The following is a 26,152-nucleotide window of genomic DNA, read 5'->3' as shown; positions in this document are numbered from 1 at the left end:
AGTTAGTTTCCTACTACCAGCACCTGGAAGCTGCCTGGTTTCATCTTAGGCCTTCCTGTTGCTCCCGGAGCCTGCGCTTCGAAATCTGCAGCGGGTAGGTAGAGCTTATGTGTAGCTTCATCCAGTGCAATGGTACGGGCGCTTTTTTTAGTAGGTATGTTCGCTGTTACAGTGAATTGATCTTTTGAACCTTCATGTATTACCGTAATGGTTCCTTCGCCATTCGATGTATAGATATTATGTAACTGAGGGTCGAAGCAGTCGCCATCACAACCATCGCCAATAGGCAATTGGGCAACGATCGCTCCATTCTCTGCATTCATCACAACCAATAATTTATTATCGCCGCAAGCTGCGAACAATCTTTTGGTTTTTGTGTCGATTGCCAAACCGGTTGGCGCTTCGCCGGGCAATAAAGACCAGTGTGCTTCTGCTTTGTAAGTGTTCGCATTCACCACTACGATCTCATTTTTATCTTCCACATTCACATATATTTTTCCTGCCTCATTACTCACTGCAGTTTCCGGTTTTCCTCCTACGGGAACAGTAGCCACCACTTTATCGGTTGCTGGATCGATGAATGTAAGGTCCTTGCTTCTCCCATTGCAGATCACTATTTTTTTGCTATGTGTATCGTAAAATATAGCATCGGGATTTTCACCTGTTTTTATCGTGCCTGTAACAGCGAGGGTTTTCAGGTTGAAGACAGTGGCGTTACCCGCTCTTCCGTTGCTGGTATAGCCTTTGTTCAAAGCAGGTACAAATGCAATACCATGCACGCCCTCTGTGTTGGGAATATAGCCCAGTGAATCACCCGTTTGTTTGTCGAGCACATTCACCTGTGTACCATGTGAAACAAAAACCCTGTTCGAATTGGGTTGAATGGCAATGTAATCCCATCCGCCATTACTGGCAATATGGTAGGTGGAAAGGATATGAAGGTTTTTGCCAGCCTGGGCATTGGCCGCTTGCTGAAAAGTGGCCAGGGTTATCATTCCGATAACCATTGCTTTTGCCAGTGATTGTTTCATGGTTGTATTGATTTAGTTGAAGCATAAAATAAATACACCTTTCTGAAGCAATTCTGAAGCCGCTTATTTGATCAGTACCAGTGTGCCGGCAATGATGAGCAGGGCGCCGGCCAGTACCCGTACAGTCATTACTTCTTTTAGAAAAACGGCGGATAAGATGATGGTGAGCGCGATACTCAGTTTATCTACCGGCGCCACCTGTGAAACTTTTCCCATTTGCAACGCTTTGAAATAGAATACCCACGACAAGCCGGTAGTGATACCTGATATCACCAGGAACAAAAGATTTTGCTTCGACAAAGTAGTGATCCCCTTGGTTTCATTGCGTGCCAGTACAATGCCCCAGGCCACCAGCAATATGACCACCGTACGGATGGCCGTGGCCAGGTTGGAATTCATATTACTGACGCCTATCTTGGCAAAAATGGCCGTCAATGCCGCAAACAAGGCGGATAATAATGCATAGACCCACCACATATTATTCGATTTGAATAGTAAGTTAATCAGTTTCATCCTTTTTGTTCCGGGCCGGCTCAGATTTTTTGTGGCGTCTTATAATACCGTAGCCTGATGAGACTGGGTAATACAATCAGCAACAGTGGCAATGCCGCAATAAAGCCGCCGATCACTGCAATGGCCAATGGCTGGTGCAATTGCGCACCGGTGCCAATGCCCAGTGCAATAGGCATTAATGCAATAATGGCTCCCAACGCCGTCATGAGTTTAGGCCGCAGCCTGGTAGAGATGGAATAGATCAGTGATTCATTCACATTGTGTGTATGCTTATACGATTCCCTGAACTGCAAAAAAGTAAAGATGGCATTTTCACCTATGATACCTACGATCATCACCAACCCTGTATAGCTGCCTACGTTCAGCGCTGTATGTGTGAAATACAGTCCCATGTAACTACCCGATATGCCCAATACAGCAATCAGCAGAATGATGAGTGATATCCAGAAATCCTTGAACAGGAACAGGATCACGCCGAATACCAGCAGGCTCGCTGTGATCAATATCACCAGCAATTCTTTGAACGATTGCTGTTGTTCTGCATAAGATCCGCCGTATACGATAGCGTATCCTTGCGGTAATGATAACTGGCTTCCCACTGCTTGTTGGATGTCTTTGATCACACTTCCCAGGTCACGCCCTTCCAGCCGGGCTGTTACCACACCCATCGACTGAAGATCCTGCCTTTGTATCTCTGCTTCGCCTGTGTTCAGGGCAACAGATGCGAGTGAATGAATGGGTTTTAGCTTTCCATTCGGCAGGAATACCGGTATTTTATGCATATCATCTACACTTAACTGCCTGCTTCCGGGGTATAACAAACGGATATTGGTGAACTGCTCTTTGTCGTACACAGTGCCCACCGTGTTTCCTTCCAGTGAAGTTTGCAACTGGTATTGCAAACCGGCCGGCGTAATCCCATACTGCGCCAGTTGGGTTGCGTTAGGTGTAACATCGATAGAAGGGCCTGCAATCACAATGCCATCAAATACATCTGCTGTGCCGCTCACTTGTCCTACTATACCTGCTACCTGTTTGGACAACTGCTGCAATTTGAGCTGGTCGTTACCGAATATTTTCACTTCAACGGGTTGCACGGAGGTCATCAGGTCGCCCAGCATATCACCGATCACCTGTCCGAAATCAACACGCAGTGCAGGTTGTGTGGCTTCTATTTTTTTCCTGATATCGCTGATCACGTCTTCGGTTGAGCGGTCACGATTTTTCTTCAACTGTATCAGGTAATCGCCGCGATTGGGTTCGGTGATAAAGAATCCCATCTGCGTACCGGTTCGCCTGGAATACGCTGCTACTTCCGGTACTTTTACTAATATTTTTTCTACCTCATGCAATAGCCTGTCTGTTTCTTCCAACGAAGTACCGGGCGGAGAACTGTAATCCAGCACAATACTGCCTTCATCCATCTCCGGCAGGAAACCCGTTTCCAACCTGGGAAAAATATAAAGGACAGATGCTGCCAGCATAACCACGATCACAAGACTCAGGTAAGGCCTGGTAATAAAAAAGCCCACCCATCGCTGGTTCTTCACCGAATGTGGTTTGATCTTTCGTTGGCTGGCGCTCACCTCAAAAGGATTTCGTGTAAACAGCAGGTAGATCACCGGGAGTATGAGCCAGGTAACAAAGAAAGAGCAGATCAATGTGATGATCATTGTGTCTGTCATCACTTTAAAATATGCGCCTGCTACGCCGCTCATCAATACAAACGGAAGAAATATAACAATCGTGCTGAGCGATGAACCCACCATCGCAGGTAACAGGTAGCGAATAGCTTTTTGCACCAGCGGGCCGCTGGGTTCCTCCGGATGTTCTTCATGCGTACGGTGTATCTGTTCCATTACCACAATGGCATCGTCAATGATCAAACCGATGGCTGCTGCTATGGCGCCAAGTGTCATGATGTTCAGGGTTTGACCCGTTGCATACAATACGATCAGGGTAAGCAACAAGGTAACGGGTATGGTGAAGAGAATCACCGTACTGGCTTTCAGTGATCGCAGGAAAATGATTGCCACGAATATGGCCAGCGCCAGCCCTATCCACAAACTATCTGTTACACTTTTAATAGAGTCTTTTACAAAATCGGCCTGTATATAATAAGGTTGTATCGATACATCTCGGGGAAGGATTTTTTGCAACTCTTTGAGCTTGGCATCCATTTTATCAGATAGGTCTACCAGGTTGGCATTCGGTTGTTTGATCACTGCCAATAAGATGCCGTCGCGACCATTGGCGTTGATCTTGATGTATTCTTTGGCTTCCTGTATCTGCACATTCGCAATATCTTTCAGCAACACGATCCGTTTGCCGTTGTTACTGATCACCAGGTTCGACAATTGCTCTTTCGAACTTACAGAAGCATCGGTAACAGTGAGGTAAAGCAACCGGTAATCCGACAAATAACCGTTCGACTTAATAAAATTCGTTTGGTTCAATGATGTGGTGACCATATCGGGTGTAATACCCAATGTGCTCATCTTTTGTACATTCAGCACCAGCCAGTATTCTTTCATCTTACCGCCAATAACCCTGATCTCCGATACACCTTCCACCTGTGATAAAAAAGGTTTGATGGTGTACATGGCCAGCAGCTTCATGTCTATCGGCGACCGCGTTTTACTTTCCAGTGAATAGCCGATAACAGGCAGGATAGAAGGATTCATCCGCTCAACGGATATCTGTATATCCGGTGGCAGGTTATTGCGTATCTCGTTGATCTTTGATTCGATGCGTTGCTGGCTGATATCGATATTGGCCTTCCAGTCCATAAAAGCCGATATCTCACAACTGCCCCTGCTGGTAGTACTCCTGATGCTTTGCAGATCGGGCACCTGTTTCACCGCATTTTCCAATTGCCGGGTAACCGTGATCATCATTTTCTTTACCGGTTGCTGGCCGGCATCTGCGATGATTTTGATCTTGGGGAAAGTAATTTCAGGAAAAAGCGCAGTCTGCATTTTACTGTAAACAAACATTCCTCCCAGCAGGATGATCACCATGATCACACTGAGCGGATTCTTATAGCTGATGAAAAAACTGCGCATACAAACTGTTATTTAACGATGGAGACTTTTGCGGTATCGGGTAACCCGTAATTACCAGTGAGCAACACTTTATCGGCTGGTGATAAGCGCGGAGCAATGATTTCCACCCGGTCTGCATTCTCCATTCCTTTCTGCACAGGCACTTTTACTGCCGTAACACTGTCGGTCATTTTCATGATCCAAAAATGACTTTGTACCTCATCGGTGAGCACGGCAGCTTTGGGAAGCGAGGTAATATTTCCTTTCGCCGATTTCACCAGGCTTACTTTGGCTATCAGGTTTTCAGGAATGGATTTATTGGTGTTCACTTTGATCACATAACTCTGCGTTTGCGAAACTGCATCTACAGTAGGCATGGCGTTAGCAACATAACCATCCAGCACGGTGCCATCGGGCAACCGCAACTTGAGGCTCTTGTTCGCGGCCAGGTATGGTTTTAATTCATAAGGAAGGTCTAGCAGAAAAACAAAACTCCTGGTATCGGTAATCACTGCCAGTTGTTCATTGTCCTGCACATAATCTCCTGCCTGGTAATTGAGTTGTGTGATATAACCGCTGCCGGGCGATTTGATGTGCATGTTACCGGTAAAATGCAGCGTACTGTCGAGTATCTTAATCGTGTTGCCCAGGGTTTGTGATTCTTTTGTTTTGAGTACAAAAAGCTCCTGCCCTTTTTCAACATAACTGCCCAGGCGTGCATTCACTGTTTGTAAATAACCATTGGTATTTGCTTTGATAAAGGTTTTGAGTTGAAAAGCCGATACGGCATTCACTTCCACTGTTTCCTCCATGGCGCCAACCGTAACGCCTGTAACGGTAACCGGCGTACCTTCTGTAGCCAAACGGGCTTCAGCCGGCCCTTCTTTCTTATCCTGTGTATCCTGCTGGGTATGGCAGCCTGCCGTTAAGGCAACGATCAACATCAAATGAACAATTCTATGACGCATCTTGATTAGGTTTTTCTGTTCCAGTAATTGATCTGGTTAATCAATTGAAGTTTATAGATCATATTCTGGGCACTGCTGTTCCTGGCTGCGAGGTAATTGCCAATGGCAATGATATAATCCGGCATTCGCACATCGCCGGTTTCCAGTAATTTCCTGTTGGCTTCTATCAGCGCCTGGGTATACCTGATCTGGGTGGAAGTTTGATCTATCAGTTCCTGTGCTGATCGCAGCTGTTGCAGCAATTGCAGGATCTGTTGATCGAATTGTGTTTTATAAAATTCCTGGTATTGCTGCCTGGTTTGCTGGGCAATAGCTATCTTATCGTGCTGCATTTTTTTCTGCCTGCCGTCGTAGATGGGAACGGAAAGATTGACCCCAAAACTGGTTCCGAAATTCTTATACGGATCTACAGCAAAAGTGCTGGAATGCCCCGCATCGGCATACAGGCTCAATTTAGGTTTATACGAGAAATCGATCTGCGCATCGCTGTTCTTCAATTTCAAACTATCGAGCCTGAATTGCTGGTAAAATACTGTTTGTTCAATTTCCGGCGGAGGCGCCAGGCTGATGTTCGGAGCAGGTATAGCGGCAAACACGGTATCCTGTAAACCACTCAGGTAATTCAATGATGCAAACTCATTCTCGAACTGCACCCTGAGTTGGTTGAGCTGTAGTTGCTGTTGCTGCATGGTCACCAGGAAACTGAGGTAATCGGTCTGCCTGTAAATATTCCGCTCTGTCAATTTTTTCAGGATGACTTCTTCACTACCCAATAACTCCAGTACTTCTTTATTAAAACTGTATTGCAGGTAAATACCGTAAGCAACAATATATTGGCTGGTAATGGCTTTTCTGATGTCCTGTTCGGTCACTTTTCCGGATATAGCAAGCGATTCTTTCGCCAATCGAACGGCTTCGTACTGGTTTTGCAGATTCTCTTTACCTACCAATCGTTTATTGACTGTAATCAGCTGGCTGAATGTGCCGCCATTGGTAATGGCATTATCATATCCCCATTCACCAATAGAAGGGGCATATAAATTGTTGCTGACACCCATTACCTGTGGCTTGTATCCGGCATTGATGCGCATACTGTCGATAGCCGTGCTGCGCGACTGGTTCCTGAGATCATTCAACAACGGGCTCTTTTGGATGCCCGACCCAATATAATAATCCAGGTCTTTCGACTGAGCAGAAAGATTACGATAACCAGCTATCAGCATGACTACCAAAAGGCCTTGTATGATCTTCACCCGCATTGCCTAATTTATTTAAAATTTATCCTATTTTACTGCAAATCTCACAGCCAATTCTGTCAAAAATCTGAAGGCTTGTCTGAGTTGCTGAAAAAAATGGTAAATACATGTTGTTGATCGGTATAACGATACTTGATCCGGTAATGCGCAAGCCCACACACCTGTTTAATGATCGAAAGGCCCAACCCATTGCCATCCGGGCCTGTTCCGGATTGACGGAAAAAACGGTTGAACAATTTCGAGGTATCCAGTGAAGATAATGAAGAAGTGTTGGCAATGGAAAAGCTTTCCTGGTTCAATGTAATGGCAATATGCCCGCCGGCTATATTGTAACGTATGCTGTTGTTCAACAGGTTGCTGATCACAATATCTGCCAGGTGTTCGTGAAACACCGTAGCAACCGGAACAATACTCAGTGACACTTTCAGGTGCTGTCCTGTGATCAGTTCCTGCCATTCATTCAGCTTTTGTTGCAACAATTCATCCCATCGCACTTCCTGGTTCAGTTCAAAACGGCCATGTTCAATCTTTGCCAGCAGCAGCAATGACTGGTTCAGCTTCGCCAGCTTACCCACTGATTGCTCGATACTGGCAATGGATGCAGCATGCCGGTGCAACAACTGTTCATCCTGCATCAGGGCATCTGCATGCGTAGCAATAACAGCCAATGGCGTTTGCATTTCGTGAGCGGCATTGCCTGTAAATTCTTTCAACACCTGGTATTCATGCTGCGCTCTTTCCGTCATATTGCTCACGCTGGCATTCAGCAATGTAAATTCTTCAACACCCGTTCCGGGAAGACGCAAGGCTTTGTCCTGCGTAAGCTGGTATTCTTTGATGGTATCGATCGTATGATAAAAAGGTTTCCATAATTTTTTAAGAAGGGTTCGATTGATAAGATTACCGGCTAATAGTATGAGGGCGATCATCACAATGGCAATCAGTATGATCAGCTTGATCATATCATCGGTACCCTCCTGTGATTTATAAATGGCTATCTCATAGAGTTCATCGTGCACCTGTAGTGTGAACTGTATTTTCCGCATCCACTCTTTTTCATGCTCGTGCGGATTGATTCCTTTTTCCGTTGCAAATACCATTCGTTCCAATGGCTGTGTTGTCCGGCGCACGACCGACCACTGGTCTTTTGTGTTAAGCATTTCCGGCAGTTCATGGTGCTCGTTCAGGTATTGAAGAATTTCCGCTCTTTCGGTCCTGAGCACTTCATCGAGTTGCCTGATCATCACATAGCGCAACGTTAAATAGAATGCAAAGCTGCCTGCCATGAAAATGATCACAGAAGTGGTGATGGCGATGCGGTTATACTTTGTAAACAATTTCATTACACCGAAAATTTATAGCCCATTCCGTAAACGCTCTGTATATAATCGCCTGCACCTGCCTGTATCATTTTCCTGCGCAGGTTTTTGATATGTGTGTAGATGAAATCGTGGTTATCGGCTATGTCCATATCATCGCCCCACAAATGTTCAGCGATAGCGTTTTTTGAAAGTATCCGGTTTTTATTGATCACAAAATAGAGCAGCAGTTCATATTCTTTTCTCGTAAGTACCAATGGGTCATTGTTAACAGTAACTGTTTTCCCTTTTATATCTATGCAGATCTCTTGAAACTGCAGCTGGTTATTGCCCTGCAGGTTTTTCCGCCTGATGATGGCGGCGATGCGCACACTCAATTCCGGTAAATGAAAGGGCTTGGTGAGGTAATCATCGGCACCCAGTTGTATGCCCGTGATCTTATCGTCTAATTCATTCCTGGCAGAGATAATAATGACCCCGTCTGTATTCTGGTTGGCTTTCAGCTGTTCCAGCAACTGCAGGCCATTGCCTCCGGGTAACATAATATCCAGCACAATGCAATCATAGTTATACCGTTCTATTTTCTCAAGCGCATCGGCATATTTTGTTACCGACTCACAGAGGTATTGCTGCTGTGTAAGGTAATCCACCATGCTCTTGTTCAGAGAGGGCTCGTCTTCTATGATCAGTATTTTCAAAACCGGTTCGTTTGAACAAAGTAAATACCCGATACTGAGCAAAAACTGAAGAAACGGCTACAGGAAATCATCTGCTGCCCGGTATGCTTTCACAAGCGCCAGTTCCCCTTCTTTTCCCGGCAACGCATTTCCATGTTCCATGCCCAGCACCCCTTTGTATCCCTTGTTATAGATATGCTTGAAGATATTGTGGTAATTCATTTCTCCTGTGCCGGGCTCTTTCCGGCCAGGGTTATCCCCAATCTGGAAATAACCGATCTCATCCCAAACTTTATTGATATTGCTGATGATATTCCCTTCATTCCGTTGCATGTGGTACATATCGAACAGTATCTTACAGGCCGGGCTGTTAACAGCCTTGCAAATCGCATAGGTCTGGTCTGTATGCCGTAAAAAAAGATCAGGCGTATCGCTCAGAGGTTCCAGTACCATTACCAGTCCATGCGGTTCCAGTACTTCTGCCCCCCTGCGTAATGTTTCAATTACATTGGCCGTTTGAATGCCTTCCGGCAGGCTGCGATCGTAATTACCCGGTACCACGGTGATCCATTTGGCACGGCAGCGTTTAGCCACATCTATTGAAGTTTTGCAGTATTCAATGAACTTATCACGCCATTCTTTTTTTCCGCTGCACATGGAAGTTTGTAAGGGCCAGTTGTCGAACACATTCACGAATACACCCATGGTCATGCCCAACTTTTCCAGTGTGTCGCCGATCTTTTGCTGCATCTCGGGACTGCGGTTCATCATACCATTGTCTTCAATGGCCCGGAAACCCAGGTTGTACGCGAATTTGATCTGGTCGATGAAATCGTTACCGGCATGGTTACGGAACATGCCGTCGTGGATACCATAATTGCAATGGAAAGGTTTTTCTTCCAACGGCTGGTTGGTATTGTTTTTTTTCTCGGAGGCAAACATTTCACTGGTAGTGAGCAAAGCGCCGCTTGCCAGCAAACCCTGTTGCATAAATTTTCTGCGAAGCATGGGATGGATATTTGTTGCTAAATTTACCGGAAACTTTATAATTACAAAACTTCCGTTTGCTTTTCTCAAAGCTATATGTTTCAAAAGTTTTCTTATACACAACCTAAAATGGGTTCTCCTTTCCGGATTGTTTTTTTTGCAGACGATGAACAAAGGGCCCATGAGCTGGCAGTTTCCTGCTTTGAACTGGTAGACAAGTACAACATGATCTTCAGTGATTACGACGACAATAGTGAGTTGAGTAAACTCTGCGCGCATGCCGGCAATGGCTGGCAGCCGGTTTCCCCGCCTATGATGGATTTGCTGCTCAAAGCTTCCAAAGCATGGGAGCAAAGCAAGAAGACCTACGATATCACGGCCGGACCACTCACCAAATGCTGGCGGCAGGCAAGGAAAGATAAAAAGCTTCCCAACGACTCACTTATCCGGGAGAAATGGTTGCTTACCGGATTCGATAAAATGCAGATTGATACAACCAAACAGGCTATCAACCTCACCCTCAAAGGCATGGAACTCGATTTCGGAGGTATTGCCAAAGGATATATTGCCAGGGAAGTGCTGCAATTGTTGACCCAATCAGGTATCCGGCAGGCATTGGTAGATGCGGGCGGCGATATGGTTATGAGTGATGCGCCACCCGGTAAAAATGGATGGATCGTGGGTATTACCATTCCGGAGCATACAGCATTGCTGATGCCGAAAAAATTATCGCTCTGTCATGCAGCCGTAACCACTTCGGGCGATGCTTATCAATACATCGTTCACAACGGAAAAAAATATTCACATATCATCGATCCCCGCACCGGCTATGCCATTACCGAACAAAAGAATGTGACCGTGGTGGCAACCGATGCGTCTCAGGCCGACTGGCTGGCCACCGCTTGTAGCATATTGCCGGTACCTGAAGCAAGAGCGCTGGCAACGAGCCTGGACGCTTCTTTTCTCATCACTGAATTGAAAGAAGGAAAAATCATTACCCATATTGCCGGCCGTTTCCCTGATTTTTGGCACCATAGCTAACAATTGTTCGTGAAATAATTGACTATCTTGAACGGCCTTAAAAAACGATTTTGCGAACCATATCATCATGAATTCAGGAAAAGACAGAACCAAGCAAACAAAATTCCTGGTATTGGGCATACTTTCTTATTTGCCCGCCAGCACACAAAACAATATCGTTGCATTCAAACCTTATGAACAACCTGTTCCGGGTTCTTTACTCAAGTTTAAAATGGTGCCGGTACCCCAGGGTGAATTTTCACTGGGTAGTCCGGCTACCGAAATGCACCGGCATAGCGATGAAGGTCCGCAGCATAAAGTAGGTGTTTCTGCTTTCTGGATCGGCGTGTACGAAGTAACCCGTGATGAGTTCGATGTGTTCCTCAAAGACGAAACCACCAGTCAGAATTCAGATGTGGACGCCGTTACCAGGCCTAGTCCGCAGTACATCGATTTCAGCCTGGGCATGGGCAAGGAAGGTGGCTTTCCCGCCAACAGTATGTCGCAATACTGCGCACTCATGTATTGCAAGTGGTTGTACCAGAAAACCGGCATCTTCTATCGGTTGCCTTCCGAAGCCGAATGGGAATATGCTTGCCGCGCCGGCAGCAATACCGCTTATTATTATGGCAATGATGCAGGCAAGATGAAAGATTATGCCTGGTTCAAAGAGAACAGTGATGATAAATTTCATAAAGTGGGACAAAAACTGCCCAATGCCTGGGGCATTTATGATATGCTGGGCAATGTGATGGAATGGACCCTCGATCATTACGAAGGGGATTACTATCAACATATCAACAACCAGGAAAAAGATCCCCTTGAAAAGCCGAACGAATCGGTGTATCCGAAATCTTTGAAAGGCGGGGGTTATGACACCGAAGCGGATGCATTGCGCAGCGCTACGCGTTTCAAATCAGATCCGTCCTGGAACCGCCGCGATCCGCAGATACCCAAAAGTAAATGGTGGCTCACCGATGCAGCCGCAGTGGGTTTCCGTATTGTACGGCCATTACAGCAACCAACACCTGAACAAGCAGAAGCCTTTTTTAAAACTTATCTTTCACAATAACCATCATCCTTTAAAAATTACCATATGAACAACGATGCTTACCTGAACTCACGAAGAAAATTTGTTAAACAAACAGCCACACTGGCCGGCGCCATGATGGCTGCTCCATTGCTTTCCAATGCCAATTTTTTCTCTGGCTCCGACGATGCTATTAAAATAGTATTGATCGGTTGCGGAGGCCGCGGTACCGGTGCCGCCATGCAGGCCCTCATGAGCAAACAAAATGTGCAACTGGTGGCCATGGCCGATGCTTTCCGGGATAACCTCGACAGGTGTTTGAACAACCTCATCAAAACTGCCGAATCATCCGGCAACAAAGCCATCAAAGACCGCATCACCGTGCCGGAAGAAAGAAAATTCACCGGCTTCGATGCTTACCTCAAAGCCATCCCATTGGCCGATGTGGTGATACTCGCCACTCCTCCCGGTTTCCGTCCCATTCATTTTGATGAAGCCATCAAACAGAACAAACACGTGTTCATGGAAAAGCCGGTGGCTACCGATCCCGCAGGTGTGCAAAAAGTACTGGCCACCGCTGCCATTGCAAAACAAAAGAAACTGAATGTGGTGGTGGGCCTGCAAAGGCGTTACCAGAACTCTTACCGCGAACTGTTCAAGCGTAAAGATGAAATAGGCGATATCGTTTCTGCGCAAGCCTGGTGGAACAATGATGGCGTATGGGTGAGGCCCCGCAAACCTGAGCAGACAGAAATGGAATATCAGATGCGTAACTGGTATTATTTCGTATGGCTTTGCGGCGACCATATTACCGAGCAGCATATCCATAACCTCGATGTGATCAACTGGTTCAAAGAAGGTTACCCGGTGAAAGCCCAGGGTATGGGTGGCCGCCAGGTACGCAAGGGAAAAGACAATGGAGAAATTTTCGATCATCACTATGTTGAATTCGAATACGCCGATGGCTCTTTATTGAACAGCCAGTGCCGTCATATTCCCGGCACCATGAGCCGCGTGGATGAATTATTAGTGGGCACCAAGGGCCGTATCCGTTGTGGCGCCGGCAGGATCACCGATGCAAAAGGCAATACCATTTACCAGTTCGACAGGAAAACAGAAAACAACCCTTACCAGACCGAGCACGATGAACTCTTTGCCGCTATCGCAAAAGGAGAATACCAATTTGCCGATGCGGAAAGAGGTGCCAAGAGTACCATGACATCTATCCTGGGAAGAATGGCCACGTACAGCGGACAGGTCATTGAATGGGATAAGGCGCTGAATTCAGGATTGGATCTGCATCCCAAAGTATATGATTTCGCCGCCACTCCGCCTGTATTGCCCAATGCAGATGGATTTTATCCCGTTGCCATTCCCGGCGTAACCAAGTACAGTTAAATAGCAAAACCAACTATGAAAAAAATAAGCATACTGGTATTGTTTGCCATCCTTTCATTTCATCATGCACAGGCACAGGCTGTTCCCATCTTCAATGGAAAAGACATCAACAACTGGACCATTCACGGAACAGAGAAATGGTATGTAGATCATGGCGAACTGATCTGCGAAAGCGGACCGGATAAACAATACGGATACTTGTCTACCAACAAAGCGTATAAGAACTTTACTTTAACAGTAGAATTCAAACAGGAAGCCAATGGCAACAGCGGCGTATTCTTCCGTTCTTCTATTGAAGGCACCAAGATCAGCGGCTGGCAGGCCGAAGTGGTGCCTCCCAACCTGCACACCGGCGGCATTTATGAGTCTTATGGACGTGGCTGGCTCATCAAACCCAAGCCGGAAGACGAACAGTGGCTGAAGATGGGTGAGTGGAATACCATGAAGGTTACTGCCATTGGCGACGAGGTTACCACCTGGCTTAACGGGCATGAGATGATCCATATCAAGGATGAAAAGATAGGCAAGGGCGAAGGGTTTATTGCCCTGCAAATCCACGATGGTGGCGGTATTAAAGTGAGATGGCGCAACCTGAAAATCGAAGAATTTAAATAATTCCTTCGTACCCATGAGTTTGGCATTGTTTACCCTCATTTTACTCTTAGGCGCTTTTTGTGCTGGCATGTTGGGGGCGCTAACCGGACTAGGAGGCGGCGTAGTATTGATACCATTGATAACATTGGGATTCGGGTACGATATCCGTTACGCCATCGGCACATCGTTGATTGCTTCCATTGCTACTTCCTCCGGGGCGGCGGCAGCTTATATCAAAGAGGGTATTACCAACATACGCATTGGTATGTTCCTGGAAATTGCCACTACATCAGGAGCGATCATTGGTGCGGCGGTGGCTATACTGATTCCCACGCATTTTGTTGCCATGCTTTTCGGATTGGTGCTCCTGTTCTCTGCTGTGATGACCCTGCGCAAGCAGGAAGAACATATCGCCGTCAATTCTCCTTTTGCAGCCAAACTAAAAATGGGCGGAACTTATCCTTCAAAACAAGGAATGGTAAGTTATGGCGTCCGGAATGTATTCGGGGGATATTTGATCATGACACTTGCGGGTATTCTTTCCGGTATCCTGGGCATTGGCTCCGGCGCGGTTAAGGTCGTGGCCATGGACATCATGATGCGCGTACCTTTTAAAGTGTCTACCACCACCAGTAATTTCATGGTGGGCGTTACCACGGCGGCGGGCGCAGTTGTTTACCTGCAAAGAGGATATATACAACCGGGACTCGCTTTACCGGCCATCATCGGTGTTTTACTGGGTGCCATGGCAGGATCAAAGATATTGATGAATGCACAGGTTAAATGGCTGCGCATATTATTCAGCATCGTTATTGGATTGATGGCTTTTGAAATGATCTATAACGGCATTACACATAAACTATGAATTGGTTTTCTTCTCAATACTGGCAGCAACGCGATATGGAGCGCATGATAGGCAAATGGCTGCGCGCAGGCGTGTTCCTTTCAGCAACAGTAGCGCTATTGGGAGGCATATTGTATTTACAACAGGTACACGAAATACCCGATTATAAAACATTTCACGGTGCTGCGGCGCAGTTCAGGTATTTATCCGGCATCCTGCATGGAGTGGCTGCATTCGATGGTGCTTCCATCATACAACTCGCAGTTGTACTGTTGATTGCAACACCCATTTTAAGGATTGCATTCTCTGTGCTGGCCTTCGCCATTGAAAAAGACAAACTCTATGTGATCATCACACTGATCGTTTTGTGCATCATCCTCTTTGGCATGTTCAGCGGCCTGGGTGGCTAATTTAACACCTCGTTAATAAACACTTGGCAATGTTTTTGGTCTTCTAGTATTTATTAATCACTCAAAATTGGAAGATCATGAAAAGCCTAGTGTATAGTATCCAGCATTTACTCAAAAGGAAACTCAATATCTACCCGGTTTCAATTTCCGACAAAACCGATCTTCAGAAAGACCTCGACATGACCGATTGGGAGAAAGCTTATTTGCTGAATGCCGTTGAACAAAACTGGCATATCCATATATCCGACAACGATGCAGCCAATATTGCAAACCTCGGTCAATTGATGGCCATCGTACGCCAACAATACCTCCCTCCAAAAAACTAACACAGCACCATTTATCTTTTTGCAGGGAGAGGATTTGTCCCGGTTATAAAATATACCATACCTTTAATCATCAGATGATATGATGATTAGTGCAGACCCCCGTTAAAAAATATTGTCTCAGCGATGAAGTGGCCTCCAAGCTGCAACAGCAGATCGCCTCGGGAAAATACAAGGCTGGCGACCAGCTGCCTACCGAGCCGGAGCTGATGGAGCTTTTTGGCGTTGGCCGTTCCACCATACGCGAAGCCATCCGGTTACTCGTTAATTCCAGGCTGCTGCGTGTAAGGCAGGGACTCGGCACTTTCGTTGAATTACAGCATGGAACCTGTATTCCCTGGTATGAACGCCTGCAAAATGCAAAAGGTCCCGACTTACAGGAAGTAAGGCAACTGCTGGAATTGAAAATCGCCGAAAAAGCAGCGCTCAACCGGACGCAGAAAGACATTACCCAGATGACCCGGTTCCTCAAAAAAAGATACGAAGCTGCTGTCAACAATGAGATTGCCGCCTGTATCGCGGCCGATATCCAATTCCATATCAGCATTGCAGAAGCTGCCAAAAACGATATACTGGCAGACCTCTACAAAACCATTGCCGCTCAAATCGAAAAGTCTTTCCAGGAAGTCTTCAGCGACACCAGTGCATTCCTGAATGTACATGAAGCGCATGCCGACCTCCTGCAAAATATTATTGATAAGGACCCGAGAAAATCCTGGCAATGTGCCGCGAAGATTACCGGACAGCCGGTTCAATAGCATAAAATAATTAGAGAAACCATCCATACTAAACCCAAACGATCTGCGCGCCTTCGAAAATTGAAGTCACAATTCTTTTGCATGAATCATTCTACTCATCGCAGCGGTAATGCTGCCTGTTATTTTATTATCGCTTTTGTATGCTGTATCAATGCAGTCGTTGCACAGCAGCCTGTTTTATGGCTTTCAGATGCCATCAAAACCGGACTGGGCAATTACCAGTCCATCCAGGCCAAACAACATTACCTGCAGGCTTCCAGCGCCCTGGTGCAAAACGTTAAGAACGATTATCTGCCCAATGTCATCGCCGGATTGCAACAAAGCTATGGTACCATCAATGGACAGTTTGGCCCGATGGCACCCGCTGTAACAGGCGTTGCTTCAGCAGGGCCATCTTACGGCAAACAGAGTTGGGCGGCCGCTTTCGGGGCGCTCTATGTGATCAATACCAACTGGGAAGCGTTCAGCTTCGGCAGAAAGCAGTCGAGGATCGATGCTGCCAATGCACAGGTCAAAAGAGATTCGGCCGATCTCTTGCAGGAACAGTTCATTCAAAGTGTAAAGATCAGTTCTGCTTATCTCAACCTGCTCATTGCACAAAGGTTTATCCTGAACGCACAATCCAATCTCGACAGGGCCAATGCCATCAGGAAAGTAGTGATGGCCAGGACCTTATCTGGCCTTAATCCCGGTGTGGATTCTTCTATTGCCAATGCAGAAGTATCGAGGGCTACACTCGCTTTGATCGATGCTACAGGTAACGAACAGCAACTGCGTAATCAACTGGCACAGTTACTCAATACCAGTCCCGCGCCCTTTGTACTGGACAGCGCTTTTCTAAAAAACATGCCTGCTGCTTACCATACCGATTTCGACGTTCGTCAAAATCCACAGGCGCAGTTTTTTGCCAGTCGTATTACGCAAAGCAGTTTATCAGAAACAGCCATCCGAAAAACCATATTGCCCGGTGTGAACCTGTTTGGCATCTTCCAAAGCAGGGGATCTGGTTTTGATTATAATTATACACCGGATTATCCCGACAGGTATTCGAAAAGTTATTTTAGCGGCATCAACCCTTCGCGCAGCAATTATGTTGCGGGTCTGTCTGTTTCCTGGAACCTGATGAGTCCATCCAAGATCAAACACCAGGCAGCAGCGCAGCATTTCATTACCCAGGCTTACGAGTCTGAATACGACCTGGTGAATACCCAATTGAAAGATCAACTGATTCTTTCCGATCAACGCATTGAAAATGCCCTCCAGGCTTGCAAGGAAGTGCCCAGACAATACAAAGCGGCATCAGATGCTTATTTACAGAAAAGCGTTTTATATAAAAACGGGCTGGCCAATATTGTAGACCTCCAGCAAGCATTGTATGCAGTAAATAAAGCAGAAACAGATATCGGTGTGGCTTTTATCAATGTATGGCAGGCCTTGCTGTTGAAGGCAGCAGCCTCGGGTGATTTTGATTTATTCCTGAAACAGGTAAAATAATAGTTAGTATGAACATGATCCGTTTTGCACTGCGTAAACCGATCAGCATCATGGTGCTGGTTGCAGGATTGTTTTTCTTTGGTATCAAAGCCGTGAACAGCATCAAGATCGATATATTTCCCAAGCTCGATTTACCTGTTATGTACCTGGCCCACCCTTTTGGCGGTTATACGCCCGACCAGATGGAAGCGCTTTTTGGCAAGCAATATGTCAACATTCTTTCTTATGTCAATGGTATCAAAACTGTTGAGACCAAAAACATCCAGGGACTTACCCTCATCAAGATCACTTTTTATCCGGGCACCAATATGGCGCAGGCTTCTGCGGAATTGAGCGCCAGCGCCAACCGTATACAAGCCATCTTCCCGCAGGGGTCGCAGCCGCCTTTCATCATCCGTTTCGATGCTTCCACTTTACCTGTTGGACAACTGGTACTGCGCAGTAATGTGCGTACCAACAACGAGCTGATGGACATGGCCAACGTTTATGTGCGCGCCTCATTCACTGCCATACCCGGCCTGCTTTCTTCACCTCCTTTTGGCGGTAATGTAAGAACCATCGTTGTTAAAGTTGATCCTACGCTGCTACGCTCGCATAACCTGACACCCGATCAGGTGGTAGAAGCATTGAAGGTGAACAACCAGACAACCCCTTCTGGCAATATCCGTATAGGCGATACCAACTATATTTCACCCACTAATACGTTGATTAAAACAGTAAAAGATTTTGAGAACATTCCTTTATTCAAAGGCGGCGTACAGAATCTTTACCTGCGTGATGTAGCTACAGTAGAAGACGGCGCCGACGTAACAGTGGGATATGCTTTGGTAAACGGCAAACGCTCTGTTTACCTCAGTATTGCAAAAAGCGGAGATGCATCTACCTGGGAAGTGGTTCAGAAACTGAAACAAGCGCTCCCCAGATTACAATCGCAATTACCGGAAGATGTTACATTGTCGTACGAATTCGATCAGTCTACCTATGTGATCAATTCCGTGAAAAGCCTGTTGAGTGAAGGCGCCATCGGAGCTATCCTTACCGGTTTGATGGTATTGTTGTTCCTGGGCGATAGCAGGGGAGCATTGATCGTGATCCTCACCATTCCTACATCTATCATATCCGGTGTTTTGTTCCTGAATCTTTTCGGGCAAACCATCAATATCATGACGTTGAGCGGACTGGCATTGGCCATTGGTATATTGGTGGATGAGAGTACGGTAACCATCGAGAACATCCACCAACACTTCGATATGGGTAAACCCAAGGCGCTGGCCATCTGGGATGCCTGTAAAGAAATCGCATTCCCTAAGCTGTTAATCCTTTTCTGCATTCTTGCAGTATTCGCGCCGGCATTTACCATGAGCGGTATTCCCGGTTCCTTGTTTCTGCCATTGGCGCTGGCCATTGGTTTTTCCATGATCGTATCTTATTTCCTGGCGCAGACATTCGTGCCCATCATGGCCAACTGGATCATGAAAAGTCACAAAGCCGGCAAAAAGAAAAAAGGCAGACTTTCTGAAGATGAAGCCCAGTTCAAAACATCGGCACTCACAAAAGAATCGGAGAAAGATACCTGGGATCAGAAAAAAGTACTCATCGAACAATGCGAGAGCGGTGATAAAAAATCATTGACACGTTTTGAAAAATTCAGGAATCGTTTCATCCGTTTCAGCGAAAGGTTGATGCCTTACCGCAAACCCATCACCATTGTTTATGTGCTCGTTATTTCCGGCCTTGCCTGGTGGATGCTCTCTTCTATAGGCAGGGATGTATTACCCAAAGTAAACAGTGGCCAGTTCCAGGTGCGTTTACGTGCACCCGAAGGAACCAGGGCAGAACGTACAGAAGAAAAGACCATCAAGGTGCTCAATATCATCAAGTCTATTGTAGGCGCTGAAAACATCAATGTGACTTCTGCTTTTGTTGGTCAGCATCCTTCACAGTTTTCTACCAGCCCTATTTATCTATTCATGCCTGGTCCGCAAGAAGCCGTAATACAAGTAAGTCTTAAAGAAGGTTACAAAACCAATCTCGATGAATTGAAAGACAAGATCCGCGAGCGGATGAAACAGGAAGTACCGGATGTAAAGCCATCTTTTGAACCGATTGAGTTAACTGAAAAGATATTGAGCCAGGGCTCTCCTACTCCTATCGAAGTAAGGGTATCGGGCAGAAATAAAAAGATCAATGAACTCTATTCTGCAAAGATCATCGATCGCCTGAAAGAGATCAGTTACCTGCGCGATGTGCAGTTGGGCCAATCTACTAAGTATCCTACTATTAATGTAAACGTTGACCGTGTAAAAGCTGCGCAATTGGGTCTTGACATGAATGATGTATCAAGATCGCTCATCACCTCCACTTCTTCATCCCGCTTCACCGACAAAAATATCTGGATGGACGAAAAGGCGGGATACAGTTACAGTGTGCAGGTGGAGGTTCCGGAAAGTAAAATGGCCAGCACCAATGATCTCAAGGAAATCGCATTGCAAAAGAATGCTGTCCGGCCTGTATTAGGCGATGTGGCTACGTTAGCCACTGGTACTGCCTACGGCGAGAACGACAACCTGGGCGCTATGCCTGCCTTGTCTGTAACAGCCAATGTTCACAAAACAGACCTCGGCGCTGCATCGAACGATGTAAAAAAAGCGATCGCTTCTCTTGGTGAATTGCCACGTGGGTTGAGCATAGAGCCCATTGGTTTGAGTACTACGCTCACCGAAACGCTGGACAGCCTGCAATCGGGACTCATCGTAGCTATTGTGGTAATCTTCCTCATGCTGGCTGCCAACTTCCAGTCTTTCAAAGTATCACTGGTGGTATTGGCCACTGTGCCGGCTGTATTGCTGGGCTCCTTGTCGCTATTGATGTTAACGGGTTCAACACTGAACCTGCAGTCGTATATGGGCATCATCATGTCGGTAGGCGTTTCTATTTCCAACTCCGTACTGCTGATCACCAATGCCGAACAGTTGCGCAAACACAATGGCAACGCGTTCTTATCGGCCAAAGAAGCGGCAGCGCTGCGATTGCGCCCTATATTGATGACAGCATTGGCCATGGTGGTGGGCATGATACCCATGGCCAGCGGTTTAGGTGAAGCAGGCGACCAATCGGCGCCGCTGGGAAGAGCCGTGATCGGCGGATTGATCGCTTCTACATTCGCTGCGTTGTTCATATTGCCCGTGATATTTGCATGGGCGCAGGAAAAATCGGGCACACAGTCTGTTTCACTGGATCCGGAAGACAAAGAAAGCAAACACTATATCCGTTCACTTTTCGATAACCGTACAAAACATGCGTAAAACATTCAACAAACTATATCCATCACTGGCAGCGGGTCTTTCATTCCTGATCGTAGCCGGTTGTAACTCAGGTGAGGCAAAGAAAGAAAAAGAAACACATGCGGTGGCACTTCCGGCCGCAGAAGTTGTGCTGGTACAAAAACAGCAGTTAACCGCATCGCTTCAGATGCCCGGTGAGCTGGTTGCTTTTCAGCAGGTAGATATCTATGCTAAAGTGAGCAGCTTTGTAAAAAAGATACATGCCGATGTAGGAACGCAGGTAACCCAGGGTCAGTTACTGGCCACTATGGAAGCGCCCGAGATCGGTTCTCAATTATCGGGGGCCGAATCAAAGCTCAAATCTTTCGAAGCCATCTACCTCGCCAGCAAAGCGAATTATGAAAGGCTGTTGGAAACAAGCAAAACCCCGGGAACCATTTCTCCTAACGACCTCGATCTGGCATTGGCCCGCCAAAAATCTGATTACGCGCAATTGCAGGCTGCCAAAGCAGCTTATCATGAAGTAACTGCCAACAAAGACTATCTCGAAATAAGGGCGCCTTTCAATGGCATCATTACAGCGCGCAATGTGAACCCCGGCGCTTATGTAGGCCCTTCGGGTAAAGGATCAGAACTGCCGATGTTTACCTTACAGGAACAGAAAAAACTACGTCTTGTGATTGCTGTTCCCGAAGCATACAGCAGTTACCTGCACGATAACAGCGGCGTGAAATTCTCTGTGAAAGCATTCCCCGGCCAGGTGTTCAGTGCGACAGTGAACCGACTCGCAGGCGCACTCGATACCAGGCTCCGTTCGCAAAGGATCGAAATGGATGTATTGAATGCGGATAAAAAATTATTACCCGGTATGATCGCAGATGTTAACCTTCCGCTGAATAACAAAGACAGCAGCCTCACGGCGCCTAAATCTGCTGTACTCAATGCCAGTACCGGCACTTTTGTGATCAGGGTAAACAACAACAAAGCAGAATGGGTGCCGGTACAAAAGGGCAACGAGGTAAATGGCAATGTTGAATTATTCGGAAAGCTTAACGCCGGTGATACCCTCATCAAAGCGGCCAATGAAGAGATCAGGGATCATTCCGATATACATATTAAGCTGAAAAATTAAGATTTGCGCCTGTTCTAATCGTCATCCTGAGCGAGCGAAGAATGTCATCCTGAGCGAGCAAAGCGAGTCGAAGGACCTGCTCGAACATTCAGGCAGATCCCTCGGCTACGCTCGGGATGACGGCTTAATGAGTATTATCTTCGGCTTGCAATAAGCAGGTTTAGGTCGGTGTATTTCAGGTCGAATTTCTGGCTGATGTAAAAATCAGTGAGGGCTCCTTTGAACATATAGATCCCTTCGCGGAGATTAAAATTGTGCCAAACCATTTCTTCCAATCCGCCTTCATCGCTCACTTCCAGTATCAATGGCATCAGCACGTTGCTGATGGCCTGACTGGCGGTACGCGCAAATCCGCTGGGGATATTGGGTACACAATAATGGATCACATCGTGTTTGATGAAAGTGGGGGATTCATAACTGGTTAGCTCGCTGGTCTCAAAACAACCGCCGCGATCAATGGCCACATCAATGATGATGCTGCCTTTGCGCATCGCTGCTACCATGGCTTCTGTTACTACTACAGGAGCACGGCCATATTCATTGCTGAGAGCGCCCACAGCCACTTCGCAGGTTTTTAATTGCTTCGATAAAATACGCGGTTCCAGTACGGAAGTCCAGATGCGTTGCCCCAGGTTGTTCTGCAATTGTTTCAACCGGTACACATCGCTATCGAACACTTTCACCGAAGCACCCAATGCCAATGCATTGCGTGTAGCAAATTCACCAACGATACCTGCGCCGATGATCACTACTTTGGTGGGTGGTATACCGCTGATACCTCCCAGCAACACGCCCTTGCCGTTATTGAAACTGCTCAGGTACTGTCCTGCAATCAGCATCACCGCACTACCGGCGATCTCACTCATACTGCGCACGATGGGATAAGTACCGCTGTCGTCTTTGAAATTTTCAAAGCTGAGCGCAGTCACTCTTTTCTCCATCATCTTTTCTATATGCTCTTTTTTGAGGGCAGATAAATGTATGGGGGAGATAACGGTCTGGTTCATCTGTAACAGTGGCATGTCTTCTTCCACCGGCGGTGCGCTTTTCACCAGGATGGGGCATTTGAAAATATCGGCCCGGTCGTACACAATACGGGCGCCCATCTCTGAATAATCCTTATCGGAATAGTTACTTCCCTCGCCTGCTTTGTGTTCCACGGCCACCTGGTTACCATTCGCCACCAATACCCCTACCGCATCGGGCGTTAATGCAATCCGGTTTTCCTGGAAAGCGATCTCTTTGGGGATGCCGATATTGAGTTTGGCGCCCTGCGGTTTTACATCGAGCACTTCTTCCAGGGGTTCATAAGTAATAGACGGACTGATTGCGGGTTTTGAAGTTGCCATAAAAAGACAATGCGGGCTGGGTTTAAGTGAGTATAGGTAAAGTTAACTTTTTTAATGGAGAGTTTCAGGGCTTTCCTGGAGGCTGTATATCCGGCGGGTGCCTTCGTCCAGCACTTCCAGTACAATATGCAGGGTATCATCGGGTAATAATCCGGCCGCCTTATCAGGCCATTCCACCAGGCATACTGCTTTGCTATACAATTGGTCTTCTATACCAGCCTGTATGGCTTCTTCTTCATCTTTTAACCGGTACCAGTCCATGTGGTAGATGGTCCCCGCTAACGGACTCCGGTATTCATTTACAATAGCAAAAGTGGGACTGCCTATCGAATCTTTCACACCCAACTCTTCACATAAAGCATGAATGAAAGTGGTCTTCCCCGATCCCATAGCAGCATGGAATGCCCATACCCTTTTTTGTTTACCTTCTTTCCATGCGAGCTTTGCCGCCTGCCTGATCTGTTCCAGGCTAAAAATAGCATCCATGATGCAAAGATAGACCCGGGCCCCATCTATGCAACATAGATGTAGAAATAGTTTCTTTATCGAAACAACAGCCCCATTCAGTTGTGGTAAATTTGCAGGGTAATTTTAATTAAGACCGTTATGGAAAAAGTGAACTGGAAAGTAGAAGGTATGAGTTGTACCAATTGCGCCCTCACGGTAGATAAATTCTTGCAGGGGAAAGGCATGCAGCAGGTGAAAGTAAATTTTGTAGGGGGCGATGTAAGTTTCGAGATCAATAATGGCGCCTCTAAACAGGAATTGGAGAAAGGCATTGAAGGATTGGGATACCATGTATTGAATGGCGAGGGTGCAAAGAGCAAAGGCAGCAAGAAATTATTCAGGAATCATTTGCAACGTTTTACCTGGTGTATCATTTTCACTGCGCCGCTGATGTTGCACATGATCCCGGGTGTTCACATTCATTTCCTGATGAATCCTTATGTACAATTGGCGCTTACCATACCGGTGTTCGTGATTGGCATGGATTTTTTTGGGCGCAGTGCTATTAAAAGTTTGTTGAAAGGGATACCCAATATGAATGTGCTCATTGCACTGGGTTCGATCGCAGCATTTGTGTACAGCCTTTATGGTACGCTGACCGGACAAGCAGAACAATATCTTTTTTACGAAACCGCAGCAGCGATCATTACCCTGGTATTTTGGGGCAACTGGCTGGAAGATAAATCTGTTGAGACCACACAGGCGGCGTTGAAAAAATTAGCGGTGAGCCAGAAAGTGATGGCCAATATGATCGCTTACGATGAACAACACCAGGAGCATATTTTTCCGGTAGAAAGCAGCAGTCTTAAAGTGGGCGATCTCGTACTCATCAAAAGCGGCGAGCCTGTTCCAATGGATTCCAAAATATTATGGGGAGAAGCCAATGTCAATGAAGCCATTGTTACCGGTGAAAGCATTCCGGTTGAGAAAAAAATGAATGACCTGCTGATCGGTGGCAGTGTTATAGAATCGGGCACGCTTAAAGCTTATATCACTGCAGTAGGGGAAGATACCGTACTGGCCAATATTTTAAAACTCGTTCGAGAAGCACAAACTGAAAAGCCACCTGTTCAACAATTGGCCGATAAGATCAGTGCCATTTTCGTTCCTACGGTATTAAGTATTGCTTTGCTGGCATTTTCAGGTAACTATTTCTTCGGACATCAACCTTTCAGCAGCAGTTTGCTGAGAAGCATTGCTGTATTGGTTATTGCCTGTCCCTGTGCAATGGGACTGGCCACACCTGCAGCCATTGCAGTGGGGTTGGGACGTGCGGCGCGCAATGGTGTACTGTTTAAAAATGCGCGTAGTCTCGAGATATTCAAAAGCATCCGCCAGGTGGTATTTGATAAAACCGGAACGCTTACTACCGGTCAGTTTACAATAGCCGGCTTTCATGCAACAGGTAATGCCGATGATTTTAAACGCATCGTTTTTTCATTGGAGAAATATTCCAATCACCCCATTGCGCGTGCCATCACCAAAGAATGGAAAATAAAAGACGATATACGTTGGAGTAAAATAGAAGAGATAAAAGGACTGGGCATGCAGGCAACGGATAAAGAAGGCAACCAGTACCTGGCCGGATCATACAAAGCCGCTGCTGCACATACGGGCGACGACAAGCACAATATCTACCTGCTTCGCAATAATGAACTACTGGGATGGATAGATGTGAGCGATAAGATCAGACCCGAAGCCGCATCGGTAATTGCGGCCCTGAAAGCCAGGGGCATGACTACCATATTACTCAGTGGTGACAGGAAAGAAAAGTGTGAGCAGGTTGCCGCACAACTCGGAATCGATCAGGTCATCGCAGAACAAACACCCCAACAGAAGCTCGATCAGATTGCCGCTTTTAATGCAAAAGCGCCTACTGCCATGGTGGGTGATGGCATCAACGATGCGCCGGCACTGGCCAAAGCTACCGTAGGTATCTCTTTGAGCGATGCTTCGCATGTAGCTATGCAAAGTGCACAAGTGGTATTGATGAACCACGGACTGAAAAACCTGCCGCTGGCATTGGGATTGGGCAGGCATACTTATATTACCATCAAAGAAAACCTGTTCTGGGCTTTTGCTTACAACATAGTAGCCATACCAGTTGCAGCATTGGGCTTTTTAAATCCTACTTTTGGTGCATTGGTCATGGGACTCAGCGATGTAGTACTGGCCATCAATTCTGTAAGACTCAATTTTAAAAAGGTTGCGTGA

The 26,152-nt window shown here is 46.5% G+C and carries 22 protein-coding genes; 12 read left to right on the top strand and 10 right to left on the bottom strand.

The window, feature by feature from the left end:
- Positions 1–2: 2 nt before the first annotated feature.
- From SEDOR53_RS0106775 to SEDOR53_RS0106740, 8 genes are all read right to left on the bottom strand, one after another.
- Positions 3–1,031 carry a YncE family protein gene (locus SEDOR53_RS0106775; RefSeq protein WP_026769048.1) on the bottom strand — a complete coding sequence of 343 codons (1,029 nt, stop codon included), beginning with the start codon at positions 1,029–1,031 and terminating at the stop codon, positions 3–5.
- A 63-nt stretch (positions 1,032–1,094) separates the two neighbouring features.
- Entirely contained in the window at positions 1,095–1,508 is a 414-nt protein-coding gene (locus SEDOR53_RS0106770) for an EamA family transporter (protein ID WP_026769047.1), read from the bottom strand.
- 56 nt (positions 1,509–1,564) lie between these two features.
- The gene (locus tag SEDOR53_RS0106765; protein WP_026769046.1) at positions 1,565–4,609 is read right to left on the bottom strand and encodes an efflux RND transporter permease subunit; all 3,045 of its coding nucleotides are present in this window, start codon (positions 4,607–4,609) and stop codon (positions 1,565–1,567) included.
- Between the two features lie 8 nt (positions 4,610–4,617).
- The gene (locus SEDOR53_RS0106760) at positions 4,618–5,556 is read right to left on the bottom strand and encodes an efflux RND transporter periplasmic adaptor subunit (RefSeq protein ID WP_037360716.1); all 939 of its coding nucleotides are present in this window, start codon (positions 5,554–5,556) and stop codon (positions 4,618–4,620) included.
- Positions 5,557–5,561: 5 nt separating this feature from the next.
- A complete protein-coding gene (locus SEDOR53_RS0106755; protein WP_026769044.1) occupies positions 5,562–6,815 on the bottom strand; it encodes a TolC family protein in 1,254 nt (417 codons plus the stop codon).
- 56 nt (positions 6,816–6,871) lie between these two features.
- Positions 6,872–8,155: a sensor histidine kinase KdpD gene (locus SEDOR53_RS0106750; RefSeq protein WP_026769043.1), complete on the bottom strand. Its 1,284-nt coding sequence runs from the start codon at positions 8,153–8,155 to the stop codon at positions 6,872–6,874.
- Entirely contained in the window at positions 8,155–8,829 is a 675-nt protein-coding gene (locus SEDOR53_RS0106745) for a response regulator transcription factor (RefSeq protein ID WP_026769042.1), read from the bottom strand. The genes SEDOR53_RS0106750 and SEDOR53_RS0106745 overlap by 1 nt, the downstream gene beginning before the upstream one ends.
- A gap of 57 nt (positions 8,830–8,886) precedes the next feature.
- Positions 8,887–9,816, bottom strand: coding sequence for a hydroxypyruvate isomerase family protein (locus SEDOR53_RS0106740; protein ID WP_026769041.1), 930 nt, complete (start codon positions 9,814–9,816; stop codon positions 8,887–8,889).
- 75 nt (positions 9,817–9,891) lie between these two features.
- Between SEDOR53_RS0106740 and SEDOR53_RS17295 the strand changes: the two genes are divergently transcribed.
- The 11 genes from SEDOR53_RS17295 (at position 9,892) to SEDOR53_RS0106685 (ending at position 22,082) form a co-directional block, all read left to right on the top strand.
- Positions 9,892–10,836: an FAD:protein FMN transferase gene (locus tag SEDOR53_RS17295; RefSeq protein ID WP_051416528.1), complete on the top strand. Its 945-nt coding sequence runs from the start codon at positions 9,892–9,894 to the stop codon at positions 10,834–10,836.
- A gap of 67 nt (positions 10,837–10,903) precedes the next feature.
- Complete coding sequence (locus SEDOR53_RS0106730; RefSeq protein ID WP_026769040.1) at positions 10,904–11,887, top strand: formylglycine-generating enzyme family protein; 984 nt, start codon at positions 10,904–10,906, stop codon at positions 11,885–11,887.
- A gap of 24 nt (positions 11,888–11,911) precedes the next feature.
- Positions 11,912–13,243 carry a Gfo/Idh/MocA family protein gene (locus tag SEDOR53_RS0106725; RefSeq protein WP_026769039.1) on the top strand — a complete coding sequence of 444 codons (1,332 nt, stop codon included), beginning with the start codon at positions 11,912–11,914 and terminating at the stop codon, positions 13,241–13,243.
- A 15-nt stretch (positions 13,244–13,258) separates the two neighbouring features.
- On the top strand, positions 13,259–13,858 hold the full coding sequence (locus SEDOR53_RS0106720; RefSeq protein WP_026769038.1) for a DUF1080 domain-containing protein: 600 nt from the start codon (positions 13,259–13,261) through the stop codon (positions 13,856–13,858).
- A gap of 13 nt (positions 13,859–13,871) precedes the next feature.
- Complete coding sequence (locus tag SEDOR53_RS0106715; RefSeq protein WP_026769037.1) at positions 13,872–14,702, top strand: sulfite exporter TauE/SafE family protein; 831 nt, start codon at positions 13,872–13,874, stop codon at positions 14,700–14,702.
- Positions 14,699–15,091, top strand: a complete 393-nt coding sequence (locus SEDOR53_RS0106710) for a DUF1634 domain-containing protein (RefSeq protein ID WP_026769036.1) — start codon at positions 14,699–14,701, stop codon at positions 15,089–15,091. The genes SEDOR53_RS0106715 and SEDOR53_RS0106710 overlap by 4 nt, the downstream gene beginning before the upstream one ends.
- A gap of 77 nt (positions 15,092–15,168) precedes the next feature.
- Positions 15,169–15,417 carry a hypothetical protein gene (locus SEDOR53_RS0106705; RefSeq protein ID WP_026769035.1) on the top strand — a complete coding sequence of 83 codons (249 nt, stop codon included), beginning with the start codon at positions 15,169–15,171 and terminating at the stop codon, positions 15,415–15,417.
- An 89-nt stretch (positions 15,418–15,506) separates the two neighbouring features.
- Entirely contained in the window at positions 15,507–16,172 is a 666-nt protein-coding gene (locus SEDOR53_RS0106700; protein ID WP_026769034.1) for a FadR/GntR family transcriptional regulator, read from the top strand.
- A gap of 81 nt (positions 16,173–16,253) precedes the next feature.
- Positions 16,254–17,666, top strand: coding sequence for a TolC family protein (locus SEDOR53_RS0106695; protein ID WP_051416527.1), 1,413 nt, complete (start codon positions 16,254–16,256; stop codon positions 17,664–17,666).
- Positions 17,667–17,674: 8 nt separating this feature from the next.
- On the top strand, positions 17,675–20,971 hold the full coding sequence (locus tag SEDOR53_RS0106690) for an efflux RND transporter permease subunit (RefSeq protein ID WP_026769032.1): 3,297 nt from the start codon (positions 17,675–17,677) through the stop codon (positions 20,969–20,971).
- Positions 20,964–22,082 carry an efflux RND transporter periplasmic adaptor subunit gene (locus SEDOR53_RS0106685; RefSeq protein ID WP_026769031.1) on the top strand — a complete coding sequence of 373 codons (1,119 nt, stop codon included), beginning with the start codon at positions 20,964–20,966 and terminating at the stop codon, positions 22,080–22,082. The genes SEDOR53_RS0106690 and SEDOR53_RS0106685 overlap by 8 nt, the downstream gene beginning before the upstream one ends.
- 134 nt (positions 22,083–22,216) lie before the next feature.
- Here SEDOR53_RS0106685 and SEDOR53_RS0106680 read toward each other — a convergent pair whose 3' ends face one another.
- A complete protein-coding gene (locus SEDOR53_RS0106680; protein ID WP_026769030.1) occupies positions 22,217–23,431 on the bottom strand; it encodes an alanine dehydrogenase in 1,215 nt (404 codons plus the stop codon).
- A 51-nt stretch (positions 23,432–23,482) separates the two neighbouring features.
- Complete coding sequence (tsaE, locus tag SEDOR53_RS0106675; protein ID WP_026769029.1) at positions 23,483–23,917, bottom strand: tRNA (adenosine(37)-N6)-threonylcarbamoyltransferase complex ATPase subunit type 1 TsaE; 435 nt, start codon at positions 23,915–23,917, stop codon at positions 23,483–23,485.
- 120 nt (positions 23,918–24,037) lie between these two features.
- Between tsaE and SEDOR53_RS0106670 the strand changes: the two genes are divergently transcribed.
- Positions 24,038–26,152 carry a cation-translocating P-type ATPase gene (locus tag SEDOR53_RS0106670; protein WP_026769028.1) on the top strand — a complete coding sequence of 705 codons (2,115 nt, stop codon included), beginning with the start codon at positions 24,038–24,040 and terminating at the stop codon, positions 26,150–26,152.

It is taken from the genome of Asinibacterium sp. OR53 (assembly GCF_000515315.1).
Classification (GTDB): domain Bacteria; phylum Bacteroidota; class Bacteroidia; order Chitinophagales; family Chitinophagaceae; genus Sediminibacterium.
Note: the sequence above shows the minus strand (reverse complement) of the source record. Positions and strands in the feature narration are given on the sequence as shown.